Source organism: Mycobacterium lacus, assembly GCF_010731535.1.
GTDB classification, from domain to species: Bacteria; Actinomycetota; Actinomycetes; order Mycobacteriales; family Mycobacteriaceae; genus Mycobacterium; species Mycobacterium lacus.
In genome coordinates, this window is record NZ_AP022581.1 from 2130513 (window position 1) to 2144805 (window position 14293).

Annotated in this window: 12 protein-coding genes and 1 pseudogene; 4 read left to right on the forward strand and 9 right to left on the reverse strand. The window is 63.7% G+C overall.

All coding sequences use genetic code 11. The features are described 5' to 3' along the window. The 9 genes from G6N24_RS09825 to G6N24_RS09865 all read right to left on the reverse strand — a co-directional run bounded on the left by G6N24_RS09825 (position 1) and on the right by G6N24_RS09865 (position 7201). Positions 1–843, reverse strand: a complete 843-nt coding sequence (locus G6N24_RS09825; protein WP_085161984.1) for a carbohydrate ABC transporter permease — start codon at positions 841–843, stop codon at positions 1–3. Continuing rightward, complete coding sequence (locus G6N24_RS09830) at positions 830–1774, reverse strand: carbohydrate ABC transporter permease (protein ID WP_085161983.1); 945 nt, start codon at positions 1772–1774, stop codon at positions 830–832. The genes G6N24_RS09825 and G6N24_RS09830 overlap by 14 nt, the downstream gene beginning before the upstream one ends. Further along, a complete protein-coding gene (locus G6N24_RS09835; RefSeq protein WP_085161982.1) occupies positions 1771–3087 on the reverse strand; it encodes an ABC transporter substrate-binding protein in 1317 nt (438 codons plus the stop codon). The genes G6N24_RS09830 and G6N24_RS09835 overlap by 4 nt, the downstream gene beginning before the upstream one ends. Positions 3088–3234: 147 nt before the next feature. Beyond that, positions 3235–4032 carry a nuclear transport factor 2 family protein gene (locus G6N24_RS09840; protein WP_085161981.1) on the reverse strand — a complete coding sequence of 266 codons (798 nt, stop codon included), beginning with the start codon at positions 4030–4032 and terminating at the stop codon, positions 3235–3237. Beyond that, positions 4032–4592, reverse strand: a complete 561-nt coding sequence (gene pncA / locus G6N24_RS09845) for a pyrazinamidase PncA (protein WP_085161980.1) — start codon at positions 4590–4592, stop codon at positions 4032–4034. Before pncA ends, G6N24_RS09840 begins: the two co-directional genes overlap by 1 nt. Before the next feature lie 51 nt (positions 4593–4643). Further along, the gene (locus G6N24_RS09850; protein WP_085161979.1) at positions 4644–5042 is read right to left on the reverse strand and encodes a DUF2784 domain-containing protein; all 399 of its coding nucleotides are present in this window, start codon (positions 5040–5042) and stop codon (positions 4644–4646) included. Further along, a complete protein-coding gene (locus G6N24_RS09855) occupies positions 5035–5517 on the reverse strand; it encodes a gluconokinase (RefSeq protein WP_085162017.1) in 483 nt (160 codons plus the stop codon). Before G6N24_RS09855 ends, G6N24_RS09850 begins: the two co-directional genes overlap by 8 nt. Positions 5518–5534: 17 nt before the next feature. Then, positions 5535–5690: a hypothetical protein gene (locus tag G6N24_RS09860; RefSeq protein WP_163745475.1), complete on the reverse strand. Its 156-nt coding sequence runs from the start codon at positions 5688–5690 to the stop codon at positions 5535–5537. A 5-nt stretch (positions 5691–5695) separates the two neighbouring features. Then, complete coding sequence (locus tag G6N24_RS09865) at positions 5696–7201, reverse strand: carboxylesterase/lipase family protein (RefSeq protein ID WP_085161977.1); 1506 nt, start codon at positions 7199–7201, stop codon at positions 5696–5698. Positions 7202–7279: 78 nt separating this feature from the next. Between G6N24_RS09865 and G6N24_RS09870 the strand changes: the two genes are divergently transcribed. The 4 genes and pseudogenes from G6N24_RS09870 to G6N24_RS25475 all read left to right on the forward strand — a co-directional run. Next, positions 7280–7936: a hypothetical protein gene (locus G6N24_RS09870; RefSeq protein ID WP_085161976.1), complete on the forward strand. Its 657-nt coding sequence runs from the start codon at positions 7280–7282 to the stop codon at positions 7934–7936. Between the two features lie 313 nt (positions 7937–8249). Next, entirely contained in the window at positions 8250–9446 is a 1197-nt protein-coding gene (locus G6N24_RS09875; protein ID WP_085161975.1) for an aromatic ring-hydroxylating dioxygenase subunit alpha, read from the forward strand. Between the two features lie 622 nt (positions 9447–10068). Next, the gene (locus tag G6N24_RS09880; RefSeq protein WP_085161973.1) at positions 10069–10788 is read left to right on the forward strand and encodes a chorismate--pyruvate lyase family protein; all 720 of its coding nucleotides are present in this window, start codon (positions 10069–10071) and stop codon (positions 10786–10788) included. A gap of 105 nt (positions 10789–10893) precedes the next feature. Then, positions 10894–14289: pseudogene (locus G6N24_RS25475) on the forward strand (beta-ketoacyl synthase N-terminal-like domain-containing protein); the annotation flags it as partial. Positions 14290–14293: the final 4 nt, after the last annotated feature.

A 14293-nucleotide genomic window follows, 5' to 3' on the forward strand; every position in this document is an offset into this window, starting at 1 on the left:
TTATCCGCCGAGTCCGGTCATGGCAATTCCGCGGACGAAGGAGCGTTGCGCGATCGCATAGATGATCACCAGCGGCAGCATGATCAGTATCGACGTTGCCATGAACACCGGCCACCGGGCCACGTATTCGCCTCGCAACCGGACCAAGCCCAGCGTCAGCGTGGATAGGTTGTTGCGTTGAATCATCAACAGCGGCCACAGAAAGTCGTTCCAGACGTTGACCCAGGTGAGCACCCCAAGCACCGTCACCGCGGGTTTCGCGTGGGGCAGCAGGATCCGCCAGTAAATCTGCCAAGGCGTGCAACCGTCGAGGATTGCCGCCTCCTCGAGGTCGGCCGGGAGGGTGAGGAAAAACTGCCGCATGAGGTAGGTGCCGAACGCGCTGCCGAACAGGCCGGGCACGATCATGGACCACGGAGTGTCGACCCACCCCACGGTCCGCATCACCAGGAACTGCGGGATCACGGTCACGGTCAGCGGCACCATCAATGTGCCCAGGTACAACACGAACAACGTGTCTCGGCCCCGGAACTGCAGCCGCGCGAAGGCATATCCGGCCAGTGAGCAGAAGAACACCTGGCCGGCGGTGACGCATCCGGCGTATAGCACGGTATTGAGGAACATTCGCCAGAATGGGATCAGTTCGAACACCTCGGTGTAGTTCGACCACCGCGGGTGGGCGGGCAACAGCCTTGGTTCGCTTACCTCGCCTTCGTTCTTCAAGGAGCCCGACAACGCCCACATGATCGGGAACAGCGCACACCAGGCGATCCCGATCAGCGCGGCGTAGACGGCAATGCCGCGAAAGATGTTGCGCTTGACCACTCGCTCAGCCGAGGCCACGGGAAGCCTCCCACGACCGGCGCCGGGTTATCCGCAACTGCAGCACGGTCAACACCAGCAAGATGGCGAACATCACCCACGCCAGCGCCGACGCGTAACCGAACTCCAGGAACCCAAATGCGTGCTGGTAGAGCATGATGCCCAGGACGTATGTTGCGGTCTCCGGTCCGCCATTCGCGCCGGTGAGGACGTAGACGAGGTCGAACGCCTGGAACGCGTGGATGATCGATATGACCACGACGAACGAGAGGGCGCCGCGGATCAGCGGCACCGTGATCGAAGCGAACTGCCGTATCTCGCCTGCGCCATCGATTTTGGCGGCCTCGTAAACGGTCTCCGGAACGCCCTGCATCGCAGCCAGCAACACGACCGTGGCGAACGGCACGCTGCGCCACACGCTGACCAGGCACAGCGAGACCATGGCCCACCCTGGCTCGACCAGCCACGGGACGGGTCGGATCCCGACCCAGCCGAGCATGATGTTGAGCAGGCCGTTGTCGGTGTTGAAGACGAATTGCCAGACGACCGCCATCACCACCGACGAGATGGCCAGCGGCAGGAAGACGGTTGTTCGAAAGACCCCTATGCCCTTGACTTTCCGGTTCAGCATTGCCGCAACGAGGAGGCTGATCACGACCGTGGGCGCCACGGTCCCGACGGTGAAAACCACGGTGTTGCGCACGGCGATGAGAAACAACGGATCGGACGCGAACAGCCCCGCGAAATTCTTCAGGCCCACGAACTTCGGGGGAGTGAACACATCCCACCTCTGAAGGCTCATGTACAGCGAGAATCCGAGCGGAAACAGCATGAACACCACTACCGCGGCCAGGTTGGGCGCGACGAATAGGCGCCCGGCCCACGCGCGCCGGCGCCACGGGCGGAGCCGGCCTTTCGCGGTAGCCGGCGCGGCTTCGTCGACGGCCGTCATGGATTGCGCAGCACCTCGTCGACGGCCCGCGACAGGCTTGTCAGCGACGTCGCCGGCCGAGAGCCGCGCAGCACGGGCCCAAAGCTGCGGTCCATCAGGGCAGAGACCTTTGGCCACGCCGGCGTGATCGGCAGGCCCTTTGAATGGGCGGGACCCCCGGTGAGCACGGCGAGATTGTTTATCCTGCTGTGGGATTCGGCGAATCCGGGCGAGTTGATCGCGGACCGCAGCACCGGCACGAACAGTTTGGTTTCACCGATCAACGCCTGTCCGTCGGGGCCGGTCGCAAATTTCACGAACTCCCACGCCTGCTCCCGGTGCCGACTGCTCGCCGCAATCGCGAGCCCGGTGGCGCCGATATTGGAGCAGGGATCGCGTCCCTTGGGGCCCAACGGCAGTGGGGCGACATCGAAATCCAAGCCGTCGGCCCGGTCGAACGTCTGGTATCGCCAGTGCCCGCCGAGCGCCATGGCTGCCTTACCCACCGAGAAAAGATCCGTCGTGGCGACCGACTGGAGCTCGGACGCGGTGGGGGCCACCCTGTGCTTGGTGGTCAGGTCGGCGTAGAACTGGACGGCCTCGATGAAGGCTTCGTCGCCGAAATTGAGGTGTGCCGGGTTCATCCGCGGGGTGGACCACGGCACACCATTGTTCATGGCAAACAGCCCGGCGGACAGGGGCGGCACAAAGGTGTCGACAAATCCCCACTGAGTAACCCTACCCGCAGCGTCGCGCTTGGTCAGGGCCGTGGCCGCGTCGAGGAATTCGGCGAAAGTCCACGGCCGCTCCCAGCCGCTGGGTGGTGCCGGCACGCCAGCCTTGGCGAAAAGCTCCCTGTTGTAGAACAAGAAGTTGCCGGACCACTGCTCCGGAAGCGCATACTGACCGCCGTCGAAGGTGAAGGTCTCGTACAACTTTCCGATGCTGTCCGAGCCAAGCTCCGCGGCAAACGTGCGATCATGATCCAACAGGGTGCCCAGGTCCAGGAAGACCCCTCGGTCGGCGAATCCCGCATAGCTCAACTCCCACGCCATCAGCACGTCGGGACACCTGCCGCCGGCGCAAAACGTCGATATCTGCTGCAGGGGGCCCGGCCCGGACAACAGTGTCCGCACCCCGATGTCGGGATGCCGGTGCCGGAATTCGTCGACGACCCGCATCCGGGCATCGGCCTCTTCCGGATTGGCCGCGAAGAAGAAGGTCAACGCGTCGTCGTCGGAAGCACACCCGCCGGCCCACGGCGCCACGGCCGCGGCGGTGAGCGCACCGGCGCCCCGCAACAGGCTCCGACGCCGGAATGGCTTATCGAACATGGTGTTCCCGATCCTGCCCCGTTACCGGCCTCCTAGTGCCCTCACAGTCACATTTTCCGAACGGGCCACCCCGCGCCGAGCGTGCAATGAGCGCGAGATCCTGAGCGGATTTTGCAACAGGTGCACGTTAGGCGAAACCAGCCGTGATCAGCCCGGAAAATAGCGGACACTGCGGATCTCGTTGCCGCGCCGGGCCACGTCGGCGAACAGAACGCCGCGCCCACGGTCGGTCACGAGCGAGGCTGTCACCGTGGATCCCGCGCCGTTCGTCTTCGCCCAGCTCGCCCCGCTGAGTTGCTCGCCGAGTTCGGCAATGTCCACCAAGTCGTCATCACCCAAAGTTATTGTGGCAATTGGCGATAGCGCACGCACGGCGGCGGGCTTGTCTCCCCGCGCGACAGCGCGCAAGAAGGTGTTCACCAGATCCTTGTGCCGCCGGCCCGCCCGTCGGAAGCCGGTCAGGAAGCCCGCGATGCCGGACCACCCCTGATTGCTCAACAGGCCCCGGAACAGTTGCAGACCGGGCACCATCGCTCGCGATCCGGTGCGCAGGAATTGCAGCATCATCGCCGGCAACTCCCAGTAGGCGCGCAGCACGGCAATCTGCAACTCGCCGTTGACCTCTCGGAGGTCGTAGCGCAGGAAGGCGGGAATGCGCATATTCACGGCTGGACCCATCGCCACCTCGAGCTCGAGATCGCGCACGACGACGGAGCCGTAGACGATATCCAGGTCCCGATGGAACGTGATGTCACGCGGGCCGATGAAGGTGTCGTAAAAGCGGCCGATCTGCTCGCGCCCCACATGCGACCGCGAACCCACCGGATCTTCGACCCGGCCGTCCTCGGTGAACAGCCCCACCCAGCCGTCGCGGTCGTGCGCGGCGGCCGCCCGCGGCGACCGCTCCACCGCAGCCAGGAGATCGTCGCGGCCCGGGGGCGACATCAGGAGCTCAAGCCCACGGCGACGCCGGCATTGCGCATCTCCTCTATTGCCTGCACGGTCGACAGCGCCCCGGCACCCGCGGTCAGGTCCAGCAGCACCCTGGTCGCAAAGCCCGCTCGGGCCGCATCCTCGGAGGTCATGCGCACACAGTAATCGGTGGCGACACCGACCACGTCCACCTCGTCGACCCGGCGTTGGCGCAGCCAGTCGAGCAGCGGTGTCTCGTTTTCGTCGACTCCTTCGAAGCCGCTGTACGCCCCGCTGTAGGCGCCCTTGCAGAAGACCGCCTCGATGCGGCTCGTGTCGAGATCTGGATGGAACTCCGCGCCGAAGCTCCCCACCACGCAGTGCGGTGGCCAGGACGACGAGTAATCCGGCCGGTCGGAGAAATGGTCGCCGGGGTTGATGTGGTAGTCCTTGGTGGCCACGACGTGGTCGTAGCCGTGCTCACGGGCTAGATAATCGTTGATCGCGCGGGGTAGGGCGTCGGCGCCTTCCACCGGCACCGAGCCGCCCGCGCAGAAATCGTTCTGCACGTCGACGATGATCAACGCCCGCACGCAACCCACGATAGCGTCGTCGGGCGGGCGCGACCGGGGCCGCCGGACGGGTCAGTTCCGGTCGCACGCGCCGCCGCTGACGGTGGTGGCCGCGCCGGGCGGGCGCCGTCCGCGCCGGGCATACAGGGCCCATGACACCGCGACCACCGCGAACGCGACGAGCAGCGCGCCCCGTGCCCAGCCGACGGGATAGATCACCCCGGTGAGGTAGTGGGCGATGAATCCGTCCGGCGGCAGCGGCGCCATTCCGGCGCGCGCACGGGCCCAGCGCTCCACCCCGGTCAACGGGCAGTCGACACACCGGGTGCCGATGCCGATGCCCCAGAACGCCGCCGGCACGTGCAGCCACATCGTGCGTCGCCAGCGCAGCGCGAGGAAACCGCCGACGACGACGTAGCCAATGAAGGCCAAGTGCAGGGCCACCGTTAGCGCAACCGCGGTTTCATACATAATGCCCCGCTGCGGAAAACGACAGGAAGGTATCGACGATGTCATCGACGTCCCGGCCGGCATCCACGGTGACACCGCGTTCGCCGGCCCCGAGAGGTTCCAAGGCGTCGAATTGCGAGCGCAACAGCGCCGGGGGCATGAAATGGCCGGAGCGGTGGGCCAGTCGCCGGCTGATCAGCTCCGGTGAGCCGCGCAGGTGTAAGAACTCAATCCGTGGGCAGCGCGCACGCAGCTGGTCGCGGTACCTCTGTTTGAGCGCCGAACAACTCGCCACGCCACCGTCACGGTGGGCGGCCAGCCACTCGCCGACCCGCTCTAGCCACGGATAGCGATCGTCGTCGTTGAGGGGTTGGCCGGCGGCCATTTTCGCGATGTTGGGTGGCGGGTGCAGGGCGTCAGCGTCGATGTGGGGAACCCGCAGCCGGTGCGCGAGTCGCGCACCCACTGTGGACTTGCCCGACCCGGAGACACCCATCACCACGATGGTCCTGCTCACCCGGGCCGTGCCGGCATGTTGCGGTCCTCGCTCATCTGGCCGATGTCGATGCGCTCGACGGCGAAATCGGCGACCGTTCCTGCCCGGATCGTCGCGGTCAGCCACGCGGCGGTGAGGTCGGCGGGGCGCTCGATGGCTAGCGCGGTGTCCATGGTGGTCAGCGTGCCAGGGAGAAGCCGTCCCACGCCATCCGGCGGTGCGGGTGCGGATCGAATTCGATGCGGCTCTTACGGTCGAAAACCATGACGGCACGGTCGGACTGGGTGTAGATCGGCCAGTCGTCACCCGGTACGCCGGTGCGGCTGAAGGACCGCCAGCGTCGCTGCACCTCGTTGCTGACCCGCAGCGCGGGACGCCGGTCGGCGGCCGCGGTAAGCAACGAGCCGAACCTGGTTCGATAGATGTCGAAGACGGCGAAAAGTTCGCTGCCGTGGGTGGCTCCAAATCCCGCCCAGCGCAGCATCCGCGGCGCGTAGTCATAGCGGTACAGATACGTGGGCGCGTGGTTGGTGTGGGCCTCGGCGATCTGCCACGCCGCCGAACTGAACGCGAAGTCGCCGCCGAGCTGGACGCATGCCGACGGCTCGGGGTAATTCGGGTAGGCGGCGGTAATGCGTTCGCGGGCGGCCGGTTCCGCGTCGGCCAGCAGCTCTTCGACCATCGATTCGTTCGTCGGCAGCATTCCGAGGAAACGGGTGAACAGCCGGCCCTCTTCGGCGTTGGTGCCCACGATGAGGGGCACCGGGTGCGCCTGACCGCGCCGCATCGCCTCGACGGGATCCAAGGGTAGGCAGTCGTCGCCCACGACGGGCCCAATCGGGAAGGCGCCCAGCCTTTCGCGCATCCCTTGGTCGATCAGACGGTGTTGTGTTTCCACGAGTTGGGCCGGCGATGCCTGCAGCAGCGCATGGGCGGCATCCTTGGTGCGCGCGCCGAGTAGGTGGGCGAAGCGGGTCGCGAACTCGGCGGCAATCTCCTTAGACCGCACAAGGCCCGACGCCGGGCTTTCCGAGATCGCCCGGGAGAACAGGCCTTTGGCGGCGGGCACCGCCAACAGCGTGGCGGTGATGCACGCGCCCGCGCTCTCGCCGAAGATGGTGACGTTGCCCGGGTCGCCGCCGAACTCCGCGATGTTGTCATGCACCCAGCGCAACGCCAGCACCAGATCGCGCAAGTACAGGTTGCTGTCGATGGAGATCTCCGGTGTCGACAGTGGCGACAGATCCAAACACCCCAGCGCGCCCAGCCGGTAGTTGACCGACACGTACACGCAACCGCGGCGTGCCAGCGCGGCGCCGTCATACAGCGGGGTGGCCGAGCTGCCCAGGATGTAGCCGCCACCGTGAATGAACACCATGACCGGGAGTGGTTCGGTGCCGGTAGCTTCGGGCGTGACCACATTGAGGGTGAGGCAGTCCTCGCTCATGGGCTGGTACCTGCCGAGGCCGACCATGGTGTAGCGACGCTGCTGGGGCGCACAGTTGGCGAAGCCATGGCAGTGGCGCACACCCGGCCAAGGCTGCGCCGGCTGTGGCGCCCGGAATCGCAGCGCCCCCAGTGGCGCCCGCGCGTAAGGGATGGATCGCCAGCGGTGTACGCCGTCGCGAGTGAAGCCTTCGACGATGCCCGTGATGGTGCGTGCGCGGACGGTGCGCTCGTGCATGTTCCGACGGTAGCCGACTCGACGGGGACACGGCGGCCGCAGCGCCGAATTCGAGCTCGTCGCGACTAGCCTGACGGAATGCGGATCGCCGCGCTGGTCACAGTGTCGTTGCTCATTGCCGGATGCTCACACCCGGTCGAGGGCGGCTCGAGGCGGACGCCGAACACGACCGCGGTGTCTGGCGCCTCTCCGGCGGCGCCCTTGACGGCACCGACCGCCGGAGCCGCGATCTCCGCCGTCATCGCCTGGATCGAGGCAGGTCACCCAGCCGACCCCAAGGGCTATCACGTGGCCACGCGCGACGGCGTCACCACCCAACTCGGCGCCGACGTTGCCTTCAGCGCCCAGGCCGGCGACGTTTCCTGCATGACCGACGCCAAGCACACCGGCGGCGCCCTGGCCTGTCTGGTCCGCTTGGTAAATCCACCGCCCAAGCCTGAGACGACCTATGGCGAATGGAAGGGCGGTTGGGTCGACTTCGACGGCACCGAACTGCAGGTCGGGTCCGCCCGCGCCGACCCGGGACCGTTCGTCTACGGCAATGGACCAGAGTTGGTAAACGGGGACACGTTGTCAATCGGCGACTACCGATGCCGCGCGGAACACGCGGGCTTGTTTTGTGTGAACTACGCCCATCAGTCCGCGGTCCGGTTCAGCAGCGCCGGGATCGAGCCGTTCGGCTGCCTGAAGCCCGTGCCGCCGCCCGACGGCGCCGGCGAAGCCTTCGGCTGCTGAGGAATCTGCGGTGCGAACGACGCCTTGCTGCACCCGGTTAAGGAACCAAACCGACTCGGAATCTGTTGCAGCCCAATATGCTCGGCTCATCGATGCGCTGGCCTACTAACCACGTGGAATTGCTGAATACCTCAACGCCTTCCTCGGCTACGGCTGGCGTTCTCCGCGTTGCGCAACCAGGCCTGGCGACAGATCGGGTTCGGGCATAACGGCGATCTCGTCATATCCGGCGTGGATTCCTGCGCCCAAGGTCGAGTTCCGTCGTGACCTCGTTGGCAACGCGAGTAGACCTCAAAGTCGCTATCCTGCACCCATGAGCTGGACCACCAAGCCGTTGGTTGCCGGTGATGTGGAGATCGTTAAGCGCGTTCTTGCCCATGTCGACGGGGGCACCACCGACGAAGGCACCCCTTGGCGCGAGCCCGTTGAAAACTACGTGAATCCAAACCGGTTCGCTCAGGAACTCGACCTACTGCGCAGCATGCCAAGCGTGTTCGTTCCGTCCGCAATCATCCCCAACAAGGGCGATCGCGTAGAAAGAGCAGCCTTCGGGGTGCCCCTGTTCGCTGTGCGTGGGCACGATCAACGGGCTCGGGTGTTTCGCAACGCATGTCGGCATCGTGGTTTCGCCCTGGTCGAGGACGCCGGGTGTTCCCATGCACTAGTGTGCCGCTACCACGGCTGGACATATCGTCTAGATGGCGCGCTATCGCATGTCCCGCACGCGGACGGATTCCCCGATTTGGACATGTCGACGCGGGGTCTGATCGAGGTCGAGAGCTATGAGGCGGATGGGCTCATCGTTATCGGCGCATTGGATTCTGGCGGCACCAGCTTCGCGAACTCCGATCTCGACGATGCGCTGGACTGGCTGACGGACGCGACGCCGTGGCGAGACAAATTCCTGCCGGCCGAGCGGTTGATATCCGTCGAGTCCAGTCGGTTAGCCATCAATTGGAAGGTACTTATCGAGCAGTTCTTGGAGGGGTACCACATCCGCTGGACTCACAAGGAAACGCTCCCGCACTTATACGACAACCTCACCGTGGTCGAGGCGTTCGGCCCGAATGCTCGTGTTACGTTCCCCTACCGCTCGATTGAACAGCTCCGCGACCACCCGGAAACAACCTGGCAGGGAAATGTGCCGGCAACATTTGTCTATCAGTTGTTCCCCAACGTCATCCTCGGGGCGTTCCCACAGCTCGGTCAGGTAGTCGTGGTCGACCCGATAGACGTTGACCACAGCCAGGTTACGTTCTACACGATGGCCAGAACTGACGCTGACCAGAGACTATCGCTCGACGCCGAACCGGAGCCTGACCCCGAGGAAATTGCTCGCTACATTACCCGCGTTGTCGCGGAGGACAACGAAATGTCGGCGGGCGTCCAACGTGGCTTCCGCGCGGGAGCGAACAAATTTGTGGAGTTCGGACGGCACGAGAGCGCTATCGGGCACTTTCACGCCACCCTTAGCGACCGTCTGGCTCGATTCATCGCTACTCAAGCGTAGGCTTCCGCCGTAACCCCAATGTGCGGCTGCAAGAGCGCCGTGCGCTCGTCTTGTTGGCTACCAGGCTTGGCCGACACCGACATCTCGACGGATGCCACTCGGCCCGCGGCAACTACCGGGCGCCGACCGGAACAGCCCACGCGGCTTTCAAACGGAACCGGCCCCGCGAACCAGTCGAGCCCGGCCAACCTCTCGATGATTTGCCGCCCGATTGACCATACGGCGCAGCCAAATGCGGCTGCTTCCGGGCCGGCATAGCACCGCCTACGACAGCCGGCATCACCGGGTCGACATACCATGCGGCCCGCCCGGGTCGCCCGCGTACGGCGCAGAAACGAGCGCCACCCGCGCCGCGCAGCACGAAGACCTGGTAGGCCGCAATGTCGCCGCCACACCACAGGGAACCACCGGCGAGTGACCGCGCCGAGATGCAACCGACCCGCACGTCGCAAGCCGGTGATAGGCCCGGCCCTGCAACTATCAACTACTGCTATTATTGCCTCTGCGGTCGTTCTCAGCGCCGAGCAGCCGCCGGCGAGATCTGTCCCTGCATCCCGTGAAGGCGCGGTATGGGCACGTCCACCGAAAACGTCAATCACGCACACACTTTCGATGCCGCCGTTTGGCGTTCGCCCCGCAGCGCCCCGATGATGGCACGTCAGACGCAACATGCTGGGAGTACTTCACGGGAATGAAGCAAGAATTACGCGCAACCTTCCTCAGAGATGAAGAAATCCGACAATTCAGCCGTGATCTTCGCATACTGCTAGCAACGAATGGCACCCTCACTCGGATACTCAGCATCCTCGCCAATGAAGAAGTGATTGCACAGGTTGTCAACCAAGATATCCATGATTCGGCGCCAGAAGCGACCGATCCGGAGCGGTTTCCCAAACGCCGAACAATCCACCGACAGGTGTTACTTAAAGGACGGTCTTCAGGAAAACTGCTCGTAGTTGCAGAATCATTGACCTCAGTTGATCTGGCGCCGAGCGAGTTTATCGAGAATTTGACCGAGATAAGTTACCCTGTTGGCGAACTGCTATTAGCTAACCGTATTGAGGCATTCAAGGAGACCCCTAAGTTCTGGACATGCGCGTTGCCCGACTGGCTGGATGTTGATGAGTATCCGAACCTAAGCCGGCAAGCTGTCGCGCGTCGATACCGCGTCATTATCAGCGGCCAGCCAGCTATCGCTATCACCGAATACTTCCCCGAAAGCATATTCGCTTGCTCGACCAAAACAGTAATGGGCGCATCTGATGATCACGCGGCACTTGACATGGGTATTTCTGAACGTTGCCATGAAGGTTCGATACAACAGGAAACGCCAGTCTGTTAAGGCAACCGAATCGGAATAGATGTTGGTGAATTCCTCAACCAGTTGCTGCGTTGATCGCCGCAAATTATTTCGACACTGCCATTGTCAAGGGCGGAACTTAGCATAGTGCAGAGTGAGAACCTAGCAAGATTGCTCGCCAGGCGGTCGTCAGAAGCCGGATGGCACGACGCGCCTGCCTATTATGCGCCACAACCCGTGACTCATGGCCAAGTCCATGACGGCGCAGCACGTCTCGCGGAAGTGCTCAGTCGCCGCGGCCTTTCCAGAGGAGATCGCATCCTGTTGTGTCTCCCCGATTCGTTGGATTTAGTCCAGCTATTATTGGCAAGCCTCGCACGCGGGATTCTGGCGTTTATCGTTAACCCCGAGCTTCGTCCCGAGGACCACGCATTTGCGGAGCGCGATATCGGGCCAGCGCTTGTCGTGACGTCTGACGTGCTACGCGATCGATTTCAGCGATCGATCGTTGTGGCGGCCTCAGAGCTGTTTTCGGATGCAACCCGAGCCAAGCCGGCAGACTACGAACCCCTGAGCGGCGACGCCGTTGCCTACGCTACTTATACATCTGGTACGACGGGTCCGCCCAAGGCCGTGCTTCATCGGCATGCCGATGTCGCGGCGTTTGTTGACGCTATGTGTCGCACCGCATTACGGCTCGCTCCAGCAGACATCGGACTAAGTTCCGCTCGGATGTATTTCGCCTATGGCTTGGGAAATTCGGTTTGGTTTCCGCTTGCGACAGGCAGTTCCGCGGTGGTCAACCCGACGGCGATGACCCCGGAAGTGGTGGCTAAGCTTAGTGAGAGATTTAGACCATCTGTGCTCTACGGTGTTCCAACCTTTTTTGCAAGCGTTGTCGACACGTGCTCTCCCGATTCGTTCCAGTCGCTCCGCTGCATAGTATCAGCCGGCGAGGCTCTTGAGTTGAGTTTGGCTCAACGCCTTATGAAATTCTTTGACGGCATCCCTATCCTTGACGGAATTGGCTCGACCGAGGTCGGACAAACGTTTGTGTCCAATACGGTTGACGAATGGCGCCTTGGAACCGTGGGAAAGGTTCTTAGCCCTTATGAGATCCGGGTAGTGGCGTGTGACGGTACCACAGCCGGACCTGGGGTCGAGGGAAGCCTATGGGTTCAAGGACCATCGATCACAGCGGGCTACTGGAATCGGCCGAATGATGCTCTCCCCATGAATGGGAATTGGCTCGACACTGGGGATCGAGTATTTATCGACCGTGACGGCTGGCTTAGCTACTGTTGTCGCGCAGATGATTTGGAAATTGTCGGCGGCATGAACATTAATCCGCACGAGGTTGAGCGGCTTATCCTTGAGCACGATTGTGTGGCCGAGGCCGCCGTCGTCGGGGTAAGAGAATCCACCGGTGCGTCAGCGCTACAGGCGTTCATCGTTCCCAAGAGTGGCACTTCACTCGATGAGTCGGTTATACACGAGATTCACCGGCGATTGCGCATTCAGTTGTCTTCGTTCAAGGTGCCGCATAGATTTGCCATCGTACCGCGGCTCCCTCGAACTGAAACTGGAAAATTAGTGCGCAGCGATCTGCGCGCCAAAAGTCCAACAAAACCAATCTGGCAGATTTCCACTATGCCAGCGTCGAAGGACGCGTCCGCTCAGCGTGACAACGCGTCGGTCGCGAACGTCGAGACTTTGGGCAGAAATGGCCGTGGAATTAAGCTTCACGATCAACTGAAAGTTTTGCAGCAACAGCGCCACCAACTATTGGTGGATGCGGTCGGTTCACAGGTTGCGATGATGCTGGGCCAAACCAATGCTCAGTTAGTAGATACGGAACTCGCCTTCTCAGAGCTAGGTTTCAACTCGCAGATGACGGTCGAACTACGCAATCGACTGGCGGCAATGACCGGCCTGCAGCTGCCTGACACAGTCGGGTGGGATTACGGGTCGATATCAGAGTTGGCTAACTATTTGGAAGCTGAGCTCTCTGGACGGACTAGCCCGGTGGCGGTGCAGCCCGCTACCACCGGTACCGATGAGCCGATCGCGGTGGTGGGGATGGCGTGCCGGTTGCCCGGCGGGGTGGATTCGGCGCAAGCGTTGTGGGAGTTGGTCCACAACGGCATCGACGCGGTCGGGGCTTTCCCCAGCGACCGGGGCTGGGATCTGGCGGGATTGTTTGACCCCGATCCCGACGCGGTCGGCAAAACCTACACCCGCTCGGGAGCATTTTTGACCGACGCCGCCGGGTTTGACGCCGAATTCTTCGGGATCTCACCCCGCGAAGCCACCGCGATGGACCCCCAACAACGACTACTGCTGGAAGTGTGTTGGGAAGCGCTGGAAACCGCCGGCATCGACCCCACCACCCTGCAAGGCTCCGACACCGGAGTATTCGCCGGGGTCGGAGTGCAGGGCTATGGGACCCCGGCGGGCGGTGCCGACGGGGTGGAGGGTTACGGGTTGACCGGGGCGGCCACCAGCGTGGCCTCGGGTCGGGTGGCCTACGTGTTAGGGCTACAAGGCCCAGCGATCACCATCGACACCGCCTGTTCCTCATCGCTGGTGGCCACCCACCTGGCATGCCAATCACTGCGCAACAACGAATCCAGCCTGGCCCTAGCCGGCGGGGTCACCGTGATGAGCACCCCGGCACCATTCATCGAGTTCGCCCGCCAACGCGGCCTGGCCGCTGATGGCCGATGTAAACCATTCGCCGCCGCCGCCGACGGCACCGGCTGGGGCGAAGGCGCCGCCGTGCTAGTGCTCGAACGGCTCAGCGACGCCCACCGCCACCACCACCGCGTCCTCGCCGTCATCGCCGGATCAGCGATCAACCAAGACGGCGCCTCCAACGGCCTGACCGCCCCCAACGGACCCGCCCAACAACGGGTCATCACCCGCCGCCGCCAACGCCGCCATCCCCTCGACCACGTCGATGTCGTAGAAGCCCACGGCACCGGCACCACCCTCGGCGACCCGATCGAAGCTGGCACTACTGGCCACCTACGGCGCCAGCCCCACCGCCAACACCCCTATGGCTGGGATCGGTCAAATCCAACATCGGCCACACCTGCCGCCGCCGGAACCGCCGGGCTGATCAAAATGATCACCGCCCTCAACCACGCCGTGCTGCCGCCGACCCTGCACGTGGACCAACCCAGCCCACACATCGACTGGTCAACCGGAACCATACGATTGCTGACCACCGCCCAGCCATGGCCAAGCACCGATCACCCCCGCACCGCAGCAGTGTCCTCCTTCGGCATCAGCGGCACCAACGCACACCTGATCATCCAGCAAGCCCCCACCCCACCACCACCACCACCACCCACCCCCGCAACCAGCCAACCCCCCCTACGGATCTGGCCGCTTTCCGCCCGCACCCCCACAGCCCTTAACGCCCAAGCCGCCCGACTACACCAACACCTACGCGAACACCCCGACCTCAACCTCACCGACCTGGCCCACAGCCTGGCCACCACCCGCACCCACCACCCCCACCGCGCGGCCATCACCATACCCA

Coding starts and splice junctions, on each gene's coding strand:
- G6N24_RS09830 (WP_085161983.1), bottom strand. CDS start 1,774: ATGACGGCCGTCGACGAAGCCGCGCCGGCTACCGCGAAAGGCCGGCTC.
- G6N24_RS09835 (WP_085161982.1), bottom strand. CDS start 3,087: ATGTTCGATAAGCCATTCCGGCGTCGGAGCCTGTTGCGGGGCGCCGGT.
- G6N24_RS09840 (WP_085161981.1), bottom strand. CDS start 4,032: ATGTCGCCCCCGGGCCGCGACGATCTCCTGGCTGCGGTGGAGCGGTCG.
- G6N24_RS09850 (WP_085161979.1), bottom strand. CDS start 5,042: ATGTATGAAACCGCGGTTGCGCTAACGGTGGCCCTGCACTTGGCCTTC.
- G6N24_RS09855 (WP_085162017.1), bottom strand. CDS start 5,517: ATGGGTGTCTCCGGGTCGGGCAAGTCCACAGTGGGTGCGCGACTCGCG.
- G6N24_RS09860 (WP_163745475.1), bottom strand. CDS start 5,690: ATGGACACCGCGCTAGCCATCGAGCGCCCCGCCGACCTCACCGCCGCG.
- G6N24_RS09865 (WP_085161977.1), bottom strand. CDS start 7,201: ATGCACGAGCGCACCGTCCGCGCACGCACCATCACGGGCATCGTCGAA.
- G6N24_RS09870 (WP_085161976.1), top strand. CDS start 7,280: ATGCGGATCGCCGCGCTGGTCACAGTGTCGTTGCTCATTGCCGGATGC.
- G6N24_RS09875 (WP_085161975.1), top strand. CDS start 8,250: ATGAGCTGGACCACCAAGCCGTTGGTTGCCGGTGATGTGGAGATCGTT.